We start from the raw sequence: 11,510 nt of genomic DNA on the forward strand, positions 1-11,510 counted from the left end.
CCGTCACCGTCCCGGCAGGTACTGCAGCGCCTTGATGAACGGCGCCAGGACCTTCGCCCAGACCTTGGGCGGAAGCCCGCGTGGCCCACCGAGATCGAGTACCCGGGTGGTGGCGACCGTCTGCGATTCGGTGTACTTGAGCAGGCCGTCGACACCGTGTCTGCGGCCGACACCGGACACACCCATGCCGCCCATCGGCGCGGCGGTGCTGCCCCAGGCCGGTCCGTAGCCCTCGTCGACGTTGACGGTGCCGGCGCGGACCCGGGCGGCGATCGCCTCGCCCTCGGCCTTGCTGCCCGCCCACACGCTGGCGTTGAGGCCGTACACGGTGTCGTTGGCCTTCGCGACGGCCTCCTCGACGTCGGTGACGGGGTAGATCGACACCAGCGGGCCGAACGTCTCGTTGCGGGCGCACTCCATCTCGTCGGTGACCCCGGTCAAGACCGTCGGTTCGAAGAACAGCGGCCCGAGGTCGGGTCGGGCCTGGCCGCCCGCGACCACCGTCGCACCCTTCGCGACGGCGTCGTCGACGTGCCCGGACACCGTCTTGACCTGGGATTCGGAGATCAGCGACCCCATCTCGACGCCGAACTCGTAACTCGGTCCGAGGGCCATCTTCTTCACCCGGTCCCCGAACAGGCGGGTGAACTCGTCGGCCACCGGCTGCTCGACGTAGATCCGCTCGATGGAGATGCACAGCTGGCCGGAGTTCGAGAAGCAGGCCCGTACGGCCGCGTCGGCGACCTCCCGCAGGTTCGCGCCCTTCGTCACGATCATCGGGTTCTTGCCGCCGAGTTCGGCGGAGAAGCCGATCAGCCGGCGTCCGGCCTGCTCGGCGAGCAGCTGACCGGTTGCGGTGGAGCCGGTGAACATCAGGTAGTCCGCGTGGTCGACGATCGCGGTGCCGACCACGGACCCCTGCCCCGGCACGACCGCGAACAGATCCTTGGGCAGCCCCGCGCGATACAGCAGTTCGACGCAGGCCAGCGCGCAGTACGGGGTCTGGCTGTCGGGCTTGATGACGACGGCGTTGCCCGCGAGCAGCGCCGCGATCGCGTCGGACACGGCGAGGGTCATCGGGTAGTTCCACGGCGAGATGACGCCCACGACGCCCTTCGCGTGGTGGTTGACCACGGTCTTCGTCAGCCCGGGCAGCATCCCCTGGACCCGCTTCGGCCGCAGCGCCTTCGGTGCGAGCTTGGCGTAGTAGCGGGACGTCATGGCGATGTCGAGGACCTCCTCGAGCGCGGACACCCGCGCCTTGCCGGTCTCGGCCTGCGCCATGTCGAGCAGCGCGTCCCGGTTGGCGAGCACCAGGTCGCGGTAGCGGTGGAAGATCTCGGCCCGCTCGGTCGGGGTGCGCCGCGCCCACTCCCGCTGGGCGACGCGCGCCCGCTCGACGGCGTCGATCGCGTCCTGGGCCGTGCCGACCGGAATGCTCGCCAGCTCGCGGCCGGTGAAGGCCTCGACCACCGACCGGGTGGGCCGGTCCGCGGCGTCGGGAATCGCGACGAGCTTTCCGAGCCGTTCGAAGGTCGCAGCGGACGGAGCAGGCATGTCGGACCCCTACCGGTTAGTAGTTTTTGCGGTTACAGACAACCTACCCCGATCGTGGCCCGGTTCACAGTGCTCCGAGAACGGACAGCAGCTGCAGTTTCACGTAGCTCTCGCTGCCGGGTACCGCGGTGTAGACGACCAGCGAGTTCGCCTCCGTCGGGTCGAGGAGGATCTGACAGTTCAACCCCACCAGGCCCACCTCGGGATGTCGGAACCGTTTGACCTCGTGCGGCACGATGCCGACCTCGTGTTCCTTCCACAGGGTCCGGAACCGCTCGCTGCGGGTGGTCCGACAACTGTGTGAAGCCGCGCTCAAGGCGGTGACCGGCACGGCGCGTGCGGCACTGCACTTCTCGCGGCGAATCCTCCGGGCCGACATCCGCTTTCGCTTGAGGGCCTTCACCCCGGCGTCGACCATCGCGGGCGGCCCGCACAGGTACCCGGAGTAGGCCCGGCACGTACCGTACGCCGGAATGACTGGCCTGCAACGTCTCCCAGAACTCGACGTCGTACAGGCCGCCGGCGTGCCGCACCCCGCGGTAGAGGTGCAGCTCCCGGTCCGGGTCGATCGACAGGGCGGCAGCGCGATCGGCTTCATCGGAGCGATACCGGTACCGCCGGCCGGCATGACGATGCCGGCGTCGGGGTCCTCGTCGAGGACGAAGTCGCCCGGCCGCACGCTGCAACCCCGGACGGTCAAGCGGGTTCTCGACGCACTCCGCGACGACCCGGCGCACCCGTGGACGCTCGCCGACATGGTCGCGCTGGCGGGCACCAGCGTTCGCCGCCTGCAGGAGGGCTTCGCCGAATATGTCCGGTGCACACCCACCGCGACCCTGCGGGACATTCGGCTGGGGCGCGCGCACGACGACCTGATCGCCGGCGGCACCTCGGTGACCGACGTCGCCGCCATGTGGGGATTCAGCAGCCCGAGCAGATTCGCCGCGGCGTATCGACGTCGCTACGGGCGGTCGCCGTCCCAGGATCTCCGCGGGTGACCCGAGGCCCACCCTGTGGCGTCTCTCACATTCGCGGGCCTTTTGGCATGGTTCCAGAAGAGAATCCAGGTCTTATAGCCCTCCGCTATCAAAACTTCTAAAACAATCGATTGGTGCGATTAATCAGCGGTCGTTAGGGTCGGAAACCGGACACAACAACAACCGAGACCGAATGAGGCAGTACATGTCGCTGATCAACAAGACGATCAAGCCCTTCTCCGCCGAGGCCTTCAAGGACGGCGCCTTCGTCACCGTTTCCGACGAGGACATCAAGGGCAAGTGGGCCGTCTTCTACTTCTACCCGGCCGACTTCACCTTCGTCTGCCCCACCGAGCTCGGCGACCTCGCCGACCACTACGAGGAGCTGCAGGGCCTGGGCGTCGAGGTCTTCTCCGTCTCCACCGACACCCACTTCACGCACAAGGCGTGGCACGGCTCCTCCGACACCATCGGCAAGATCAAGTACGCGATGATCGGTGACCCGACCCTGCAGATCAGCACCGACTTCGAGGTGCTCCGCGAGAACCAGGGCCTGGCCGACCGCGGCACCTTCCTGGTCGACCCGGACGGCGTCGTCCAGTTCACCGAGGTCACCGCCGAGGGCATCGGCCGCAACGCCGCCGAGCTCGTCCGCAAGGTCAAGGCCGCCCAGTACGTCCGGTCGCACCCGGGCGAGGTCTGCCCGGCGAAGTGGGAAGAGGGCGACGAGACCCTCGCCCCGTCGCTGGAGCTCGTCGGCAAGATCTGATTCGTCGACGGTTGTCCACACCGGTGGCGCGGGGCGCTCTCGCCCCGTGCCACCGGCACCGTCCCGCACGGATCACCTCGGCTCGAGCTGAGAAGTTCGCCGACTCCCGCACTGTCAAGTCACTGTTCTTCCAACGTTCGGAGAAACTCTCATGCTCGACGCCCCCCTCGCCAACCAACTGAAGACCCTCCTCGAGAAGGTCACCCAGCCGATCGAGCTGATCTCCTCGCTCGACGAGCGCCCGAAGTCCACGGAACTCGCCGAACTCCTCGACCAGATCGCGGGTATGTCCGACCTGGTGACCCACTCGCGCTCCGGCGACGATCCGAGGCGCCCCTCGTTCCTGATCCGCCGCGTCGGCACCGACATCGCGGTGCAGTTCGCGGGCATCCCCCTCGGACACGAGTTCACGTCGCTCGTGCTCGCGCTACTGCAGGTCGGTGGCCACCCCTCCCGGGAGGCCGCGGAGCTGCTCTCGCAGGCACGCGACCTCGAGGGTGACCTCTACTTCGAGACCTACTTCTCCCTCTCCTGCCAGAACTGCCCCGACGTCGTCCAGGCACTGAACCTGATGGCCGTCGTCAACCCGCGGATCAAGCACATCGCCATCGAGGGCTCCCTCTTCCAGGATGAGGTCGACAGCCGTCAGGTGATGGCCGTGCCGACGGTCTTCCTCAACGGTGAGCCCTTCGGCTCCGGCCGGATGAACCTCGAGCAGATCATCGGCAAGCTCGACACCGGATCGGCCGAGCGCACCGCCGCCGCGATCTCCGAGAAGGACCCCTTCGACGTGCTCGTCGTCGGCGGCGGCCCCGCCGGCGCGACCGCCGCGATCTACGCCGCCCGCAAGGGAATTCGCACCGGCGTCGTCTCCGAGCGGTTCGGCGGCCAGGTGCTCGACACCATGGGCATCGAGAACTTCGCGTCGGTTCCGTACACCGAGGGCCCGAAGTTCGCGGCCGAGCTCGAGAACCACGTGCGCCAGTACGACGTCGACATCATGAACACCCAGAACGCGGCGAAGCTGACCCCCGCCGAGGTCGACGGCGGCCTGGTCGAGGTCGAGCTCGCGAGCGGCGCCCGACTGCTCTCCCGCAGCGTGATCCTGTCCACCGGCGCCCGCTGGCGCGCGATGAACGTCCCCGGCGAGAACGAGTACCGGAACAAGGGCGTCACCTACTGCCCGCACTGCGACGGACCGCTCTTCAAGGGCAAGCGGGTCGCGGTGATCGGCGGCGGCAACTCCGGCGTCGAGGCCGCGATCGATCTCGCCGGCATCGTCGAGCACGTGACGCTGGTCGAGTTCGACTCGCAGCTGCGCGCCGACGACGTGCTGCAGCGCAAGCTCCGCAGCCTGCCCAACGTCGACATCCTGCTCAGCACGCTGAGCACCGAGGTCCTCGGTGACGGCTCCAAGGTGACCGGGCTGGCGTACACGGATCGCACCACCGACGCGTCGCACACCGTCGACCTGGACGGTGTGTTCGTGCAGATCGGTCTGCTGCCGAACACCGAATGGCTTTCCGGCACCGTTGATCTCACTCCGCGTGGCGAGATCGTGGTCGACGACCACGGCCGCACCTCGGTGCCCGGCGTGTTCGCGGCCGGCGACTGCACGACCGCCCCGTACAAGCAGATCATCGTGGCCGCCGGCTCCGGCGCGACCGCCGCGCTCGGCGCCTTCGACCACCTCATCCGCACCAGCACCCCGGCCGAGGAGCCGGTCGCGGTGAGCGTCGGATAGTTCCACTCCACCCTTCGGGTGAGGGGAACCCAACGCCGGTCCGTCCGACTGGCATCGGGTTCCCCTCACCCGTTTGTGCAAGTGGTCACGAGGGACGGGCTACACGTCGACGGCCAGGTTCGTGGCACCGATGACCGCACCGTCGGTGACGGGCACCAGCCCGTCGTCGGCGAGCTGCGCACCGAAGTAGCCGCCGGCGTCGTCCCGCACGACGGAGCGGTCGTCGCCGCGGTCGCGCAGGACGGCGCCGACGAATTCGTCCATCGGGGCCTTCTTCGAGCCGGCGATCTCGACGACGCCGCGGGGCTCACCGGCCGCGACCTCCGCGACCAGCCGCGCGACGTCTGCCGCCGCTACGGGCTGGAAGAGGGTGTGCGGCAGGTGAACTCCGTCGGATCGGGTCGACGCGTCGGCGATCGTCGCGATGAACTCGTGGAACTGCGTCGCGCGGACGACCGTGGACGGGACCGCGCTGTCCGCGATGAGCTGCTCCTGCCGGACTTTGCCGTCCAGGTATCCGACTGTGCCCGAGGGCTGCAGCCGATCGACACCGACGATGGACAGCGCGACGTGATGCCGGACCCCCGCCGCAGCTTCGGCTGCGAGCTGGTTGGTGGTGGACCGTTCGAAGAAGTCGACCACGACCGGCCCGTCGAACGACGGCGCGTTGGTCACGTCGACGACCACGTCGGCTCCGGTCAGCGCCTCGGCGAGCCCCGCACCCGTCGCGGTGTCGACGCCCGTGGAGGGCGAGGCGGCAACCGCGTCGTGTCCCCACTCGGTCAGGTGGTCGACGACCTGGCGGCCGATGTGACCGGTTCCTCCGACGACGACGATCTTCATGAGTTCTACCTCCCGACAGTCTTACTCGGATATTCATTGTCCGGGTATGACCTTACTCGGATAGGTCGTATCCGAGTCAAGTAGTCTGGGGGTGTGAAGTTGTCCGGCGGAATCGAGTGGGCGGTCCACTGCTGCGTGGTGCTGTCCGGTGTCGACGCGCCCGTCCCCGCCGCCCGACTCGCGGAACTGCACGAGGTGTCGGGCACCTACCTGGCCAAACAGATGCAGAACCTGTCCCGCGCGGGCCTCGTCCGGTCGGTACAGGGGAAGGCGGGCGGCTACGTCCTCACCCGCCCGCCCGAGCAGATCACGATGCTCGACGTCGTCGAGGCGATCGAGGGCACCGAGCCGTCGTTCGTGTGCACCGAGATCCGGCAGCGCGGCCCGTTCGCCGTCCCGCCCGAGAAGTGCACGCGGACCTGCCCGATCGCCAGGGCGATGTACGCCGCCGACGACGCCTGGCGCGCCTCGCTCCGCGAGATCACGATCGCCGACCTCGTCGCGGACGTGAACTCCCCGACCGACGTGCTGTCACCGGTGCGCGCCTGGTTGAGCGGCCCGGCGGTCGAACCGGCTCGGTAGGAGCGGCCCGCCCCGCGCCCCCGCCACCGGGAAACGTGGCGGGACGTGCGAGGCGGCGGCCTATTGTTGTCCCATGGACCCGCCGGTCACCCGGTACGTCGAACGCGACGGGCACGCGCTGGCCTACCAGGTGGTGGGCGACGGCGACGCCGACGTGGTGTGGTTCTTCGAGATCAACATGCACCTCGACCTGATGTGGACCGACCCGCAGATCCACTACCTGATGGAACGGGGCAACACCTTCGCGCGCACCGCGTTCTTCCAGCGTCGCGGGGTCGGGCTGTCCGACCCGGTCGACCACCTGCCCACCCTCGAGGAACAGGCCGACGACGTCGTCGCCGTCATGGACACCACCGGGATGTCCCGGGCCACGATCGTCGGGGTGGCGAGCGCAGCCGGGCCGGTCGCGCTCGTCGCCGCGAAGTGTCCGGAACGGGTGGCGGGGCTCGTCCTCATCCAGCCGTTCGCGGAACGGCTGATCACCGATGACGGCACTGTGCCGCCCGGATGGGACCGCGAGCACCTGGAGCGGTTCGTGTCCGGATGGCGATCCGCGTACCGGCACTGGGGTTCCGGGGAGAGCGTGCCCCTGTGGGATCCGGCCGTCGACTCCCCGTTCAACCGTCGGGTGATGGCCATGCTCGAACGCTGTTCCGCCACACCGGCAACCGCGCAGGAGCAGCTCGAGAACGTGATGCGGATCGACTACTCCGAGGCGCTGCCGGCGATCCAGTGCCCGGCGCGGGTGCTGCTCGTCCCGCGGAGCCCGGTGTCGCGGGGAGCTGCGCAACGGGTCGCCGACCTGATCCCGCACGGCACCTTCCACCTGCTGCCGACCGCGCCACCCGGCGCGTCCCTCGGCGAGGCGTGGGTGCCGATCCTCGAACACGTCGAGGAGGTGACGACCGGCGCCCACCGCCCCGCCGCCGCGGACCGGTTCCTGGCGACCGTCCTGTTCACCGACGTCGTCGGCTCGACGGAGACGCTGGCACGAATCGGCGACCTCGCCTACCGGGAACTGCGTGCCACCCACGAACGTCAGGTCCGCGCGGCCGTGGAGGCCGCGGGCGGTCGCGTCCTGACCGTCGCCGGTGACGGCACCTTCAGCGTCTTCGACAGCGCGGTCGCCGCGGTGCGGTGCGCCCACGAGATCTGCGGGCAGGCACACACTCTCGGCGTCGAGGTCCGCGCCGGCGTGCACACCGGCGAGGTGCAGCGCAGCGGACCCGACCTGACCGGGATGACGGTCCACGCCGGCGCCCGCATCGGTGCGGCGGCCGGTGCCGGCGAGGTGCTGGTGTCGCGGGCCGTCCGCGACCTGACGGCCGGGTCCGGCCTCACCTTCGCCGACCACGGCACCCACACCCTCAAGGGTGTTCCCGGCCGGTGGCCACTGTTCGCGTTGGTCGACGGCGCCCCGCGCAGCCCGCTCCCCCGCCGGCGGCCGAGGTTGTCCGCCGTCGACCGCGGCATCCTCACCGTCGCCCGGCGGACGCCGCAACTCCTGCGGACCGCCGTCCGACTCGGCAACGCGCGGCAGCGGCGCAGTGCCGGGTGATCTCGGGCCGTCAGCGAATCATGCGCGCGCGGAGCGTCGCGACACCGTCACCGGTGAGTTCGTCCAGCACGACGGGCCGTCCCACGACGGCCAGTGCCAGGGCCTCGCCGGGGCCACGCACATCCGGTCCCGAGCCGGACGCCCAGTCGACGTCCGTTGCGACGAAGCGCAATCCCTTCGTGTAGCGACGTGGGAAGGCGAACGGGTCGGGATGGCTGAGGACGTGGCGCAGCCGGTCCGGGGCGATAGGGCGTGGTCGGCCCAGTGGGCGGCGGATGTCCTGGTGGTGCACCAGATGATCCGCCAGGGCGATTCGGGGCGCGAACCGGGTGAACCAGCTGGTTGCGGCGGACTCTTCGATCCGGTCGACCAGCTCGTCCGGCGCCACGTCGCGGAAGGAGTCCACGAACTGCGCGTTGGCTCGGTCCGGTGAGGGATGCCGGGCCACCGTCCGCAGGTAGGTGACAGGTGGCACCGTGTCGAGCGCGATGTGCGCGACCACGTCCCGCACCCGCCACCCCGCGCACAACGACGGTGTCTGCCAGTCCTCCGGCGACAGGGTCCGCAGCAGCGCCACCAACTCCGCCCGCTCGGCCATCACGTGCTCGCGTACCTCTGATCCCCTACGCACCATGCCTCATTCCTCCCGTGATGTGATCGCGGTGATCCGAGTTCCGTCCGCAGTGGTGGCGGTCGCCACGGTCTGCGGGTAGTGCTCGGTGGTGCCGTCGGGCCGGCGTTCGAAGACGTCCACCGTGTACGTTCCCTCGATCGTCTCGAGCACCAGCACGCAGTGCACGGTGCCGATCGGAATCTGCTGTATTCCCTTGGAGATCTGCTCCGCACGCCCCATCCGGGCGTTGGCCGACGCGAGCTCGCGGGCACGGGCGCCGTCGCGCAACACGTAGTAGGCCCACTCGAAGGCGGCGATCGCGGCCGTACCCGCATCCTGCGAGTCGACGGCGGCGGGCGCACCGGAACCCAGTCCGGCACACCACGTCGTGTCCACGGCCGGCTCCTCCGCGGTGGGTGTCACCAGATCGGCCGCAGGTGAGTTCGCCGAGTTCACCAGCAGCCCGACGACCGTGACGATCCCGGCAACCAGGACGGCGGCGCTGGCGACCACCGCGGCGCCGCGACGGCTCCGGGCACCGCCGGTCTGGGGCGAAACCTTGTCAGTCGGTGCGATTTTCACCCTCACCGGCGGCTCGGGTGTCACGGGCGGCGCCGACAGCCACGCCGGTTCCACGACGTCCCGCGCACAGTCGTCGACCGGGTCGGCCGGTTCGCCGGCGACCCAGTCGTCGAAACCCTGTTTCATCTCCGACGGCTCCATCGGGATCGACCTCCGGTCAGCCCAACGCCGCCGCGATCGCGCCGAGCACCTCGTTCACCGGCGAGGTGACGGGCGCGAACGCGTCGGCCGTGGCGGTCGCGGACGCCTCGATCCGGCGCACCAGGTCGGGTCCGCCCGGCTGGCCGAGTGCCGTGGTTCGCGCCTGCTCGGTCGCGGCGGCGATCTGCGGCGGCACCCACTCGACGGCGTCGCGGACCGCGGTGACGGCTTGGACTCCACCGGGCAGCGTCTCGACGTGCGCGACGGTGGCGCGCGTCTGCTCGGTGATCGCCCCCGGATCCACCGTCGGCGCGTCGGGGATCTCCAACTCGATCGGCTCGGCGAGGGTGTCGCCCGCACCGAACGCCATGCCTTGCGCGCCTCCCACCACTCCGGCGATGGTGCCCGCGACCACGGCGACGGGTATGCCGACGACGGCCGCGCCGATCGCGGCGCCGTTGGCCGTGCTGAGGACGGGACCACTGACGAAGCCCACGACGGGCAACACGACGCCGGCCGCCGGCGCCACCACGCCGACGCCGAACATCCCGCCGAGCGTGCCACCGATCAGCCCGCCCACGACGGCGGCCGGGATACCCGTGGCCGCGGCGACCCCGAGCCCGTACGTTGCGGCACCGCCGACGGTCGCGGCGCCGATCCGGTCGGCGCGGGACGCCTCGATTCCCACCGACCGCCAGGCGGTGTTGACCTGGGCCTCGTAGGCTGCGGCGGTGTTGTTGGTCTTGTCGAGATTCTCCTCGGACAGCCAATTCGGCTTGTCCGCAACGTAATCCCCGAGCCGGAGCCGCTCGGCAGGCGCCTCGATCGGGGCGACCGGTTCGACGACGACGGGCAGGTGCAGGTCCTGCACGGAGGCGGGTGCGATCGGCGCGTCGTACTCCTCGTAGTACGACGTCGGAGCCGGGCGGGTGGGAACGTTGTCGTACTCGGCCGGCGGCGCGACCCAGTACTGCTTCGGTGCGTCGGAAGCGGCCGGCGCGACGGCCTCGGCCGGAGCCGGGTCGAACTCCGGATCGGAAACCCCTGGCTGGCTGGAGGTTTCGACCTCATCGGTGACGCCCGGCTGCTCGGCGGGCGCGGCGGTCGCGACACCGGAGCAGACGATCGCGAGTGCGACCGGCAACGCACCCGCCGTCGACACCCGCTCGACGCGGCGCCGGTGCGCGCCCCTCGTGACAGCCCTGCTCATCTCGATTCCCCCTCGATCGGACCCTGATTCGAATTCTCTTCGCGCGGAGGCGATCCGCTGCGGAATGGTCGAGCCGGCGTTCTCGGGCGTGCGGGCCACGTGCCCACGCCACAGTTCGATACCGCTCACGTCGATTCCCCCGACAATCTCGTGCCCCCACACGGTTGCTGTGTCCGGGCCGGCCTCGGGCGGGCACGCGGACACCTCCCGGTTCGGGAGCGCACGGGGATCATAGGGTGGCGGCGCGGCCCCGGACAACCCCCGCGGCGCGTCGGACGAACCGTCCGGTCCGTGCCGACGACATCGAGCGGGCGGACGCGAACGGCCCCCACCTGGACCTTTCCCCGCACGATGTGACGTGCCTCTCATGTCGGTGGCCGGCGACCCGCCGGGCGCTCCCCCGGCCCGCCCGACCTACCCTTGACGTATGTCCGACCCGCGCAAACCCACCTTCACGCAGTACGTTGGCTACGTCTTCGGCCGAACCCTGCCCGACTCGATGCAGGACTGGGTGCAGAGCGACCTCGTCGGCCCCGGCGCCTCGATCCGCTACGTCCTGCGGTTCACGCTGCCCCTCATCCCGATATTCGTGGCGTTCTACCTGCTCATCCCCGGTGAGCGCTGGATACCGCTGGCGATGATGGCGTTGCTGCTGCTGCCGGTCCTGTACTTCGCGATCGCGCTGATGAACATCTACCGTCGGCACCGCCTGCTCGCGCACGGGCTCGACCCCGAGTTGCTCAACGAACGAGCCCAGCGGCGCGCGGCGCGCACCCGTGACGACTACGAGTCCCGCCACGGCCGCGGCTGAAGGCGGCCTTCGCACGCATCACCGGCATGTGAACTGGTCCCCGGAAGTTGGACTGGGTAATCGGAAGCCTAGGCGGCGAGGGCTTGGGCCCGGTATGTGACCGGGCTCAAGCCGTCGAGCTTG

10 protein-coding genes and 2 pseudogenes are annotated in these 11,510 nt (G+C 70.0%); 6 read left to right on the forward strand and 6 right to left on the reverse strand.

The window, feature by feature from the left end; all coding sequences use genetic code 11:
• Nucleotides 1-3: 3 nt before the first annotated feature.
• Both ACFYVR_RS25975 and ACFYVR_RS25980 read right to left on the reverse strand, forming a co-directional pair.
• Complete coding sequence (locus ACFYVR_RS25975) at nucleotides 4-1,557, reverse strand: succinic semialdehyde dehydrogenase (protein WP_387478918.1); 1,554 nt, start codon at nucleotides 1,555-1,557, stop codon at nucleotides 4-6.
• A 64-nt stretch (nucleotides 1,558-1,621) separates the two neighbouring features.
• Nucleotides 1,622-1,837, reverse strand: a pseudogene (locus ACFYVR_RS25980) (XRE family transcriptional regulator); the annotation flags it as partial.
• A 400-nt stretch (nucleotides 1,838-2,237) separates the two neighbouring features.
• Here ACFYVR_RS25980 and ACFYVR_RS25985 point away from each other — a divergent pair.
• The 3 genes and pseudogenes from ACFYVR_RS25985 to ahpF all read left to right on the forward strand — a co-directional run.
• Nucleotides 2,238-2,555, forward strand: a pseudogene (locus tag ACFYVR_RS25985) (helix-turn-helix transcriptional regulator); the annotation flags it as partial.
• A gap of 184 nt (nucleotides 2,556-2,739) precedes the next feature.
• Entirely contained in the window at nucleotides 2,740-3,303 is a 564-nt protein-coding gene (ahpC, locus tag ACFYVR_RS25990) for an alkyl hydroperoxide reductase subunit C (RefSeq protein ID WP_387478949.1), read from the forward strand.
• 151 nt (nucleotides 3,304-3,454) lie between these two features.
• Nucleotides 3,455-5,047 (forward strand): alkyl hydroperoxide reductase subunit F, encoded by a 1,593-nt coding sequence (gene ahpF, locus ACFYVR_RS25995; protein ID WP_387478921.1) that lies wholly within the window; start codon nucleotides 3,455-3,457, stop codon nucleotides 5,045-5,047.
• A gap of 99 nt (nucleotides 5,048-5,146) precedes the next feature.
• On the opposite strand, the gene ACFYVR_RS26000 is transcribed toward ahpF, so the two are convergent.
• Nucleotides 5,147-5,890 carry an SDR family oxidoreductase gene (locus ACFYVR_RS26000; protein WP_387478924.1) on the reverse strand — a complete coding sequence of 248 codons (744 nt, stop codon included), beginning with the start codon at nucleotides 5,888-5,890 and terminating at the stop codon, nucleotides 5,147-5,149.
• A gap of 93 nt (nucleotides 5,891-5,983) precedes the next feature.
• Between ACFYVR_RS26000 and ACFYVR_RS26005 the strand changes: the two genes are divergently transcribed.
• Nucleotides 5,984-6,472, forward strand: coding sequence for an RrF2 family transcriptional regulator (locus ACFYVR_RS26005; RefSeq protein ID WP_387478926.1), 489 nt, complete (start codon nucleotides 5,984-5,986; stop codon nucleotides 6,470-6,472).
• A 73-nt stretch (nucleotides 6,473-6,545) separates the two neighbouring features.
• Entirely contained in the window at nucleotides 6,546-8,030 is a 1,485-nt protein-coding gene (locus ACFYVR_RS26010; RefSeq protein ID WP_387478929.1) for an adenylate/guanylate cyclase domain-containing protein, read from the forward strand.
• A gap of 10 nt (nucleotides 8,031-8,040) precedes the next feature.
• Here the strand turns inward: ACFYVR_RS26010 and ACFYVR_RS26015 are convergent, their stop codons facing one another.
• Genes ACFYVR_RS26015 through ACFYVR_RS26025 form a run of 3 tightly spaced genes read right to left on the reverse strand, consistent with a single transcriptional unit; the run spans nucleotide 8,041 to nucleotide 10,576 of the window.
• Entirely contained in the window at nucleotides 8,041-8,664 is a 624-nt protein-coding gene (locus ACFYVR_RS26015) for a maleylpyruvate isomerase family mycothiol-dependent enzyme (protein WP_387478932.1), read from the reverse strand.
• Nucleotides 8,665-8,667: 3 nt separating this feature from the next.
• Nucleotides 8,668-9,351, reverse strand: coding sequence for a hypothetical protein (locus tag ACFYVR_RS26020; protein WP_387478935.1), 684 nt, complete (start codon nucleotides 9,349-9,351; stop codon nucleotides 8,668-8,670).
• Between the two features lie 31 nt (nucleotides 9,352-9,382).
• Complete coding sequence (locus ACFYVR_RS26025) at nucleotides 9,383-10,576, reverse strand: insoluble domain protein (RefSeq protein ID WP_387478938.1); 1,194 nt, start codon at nucleotides 10,574-10,576, stop codon at nucleotides 9,383-9,385.
• Between the two features lie 427 nt (nucleotides 10,577-11,003).
• On the opposite strand from ACFYVR_RS26025, the gene ACFYVR_RS26030 reads away from it, so the two are divergent.
• Nucleotides 11,004-11,387 carry a DUF5313 family protein gene (locus ACFYVR_RS26030; RefSeq protein ID WP_387478941.1) on the forward strand — a complete coding sequence of 128 codons (384 nt, stop codon included), beginning with the start codon at nucleotides 11,004-11,006 and terminating at the stop codon, nucleotides 11,385-11,387.
• Nucleotides 11,388-11,510 lie beyond the last annotated feature (123 nt).

Origin of the sequence: Rhodococcus sp. NPDC003318 (genome assembly GCF_042879035.1) — a bacterium.
Lineage (GTDB): Bacteria > Actinomycetota > Actinomycetes > Mycobacteriales > Mycobacteriaceae > Rhodococcus_G.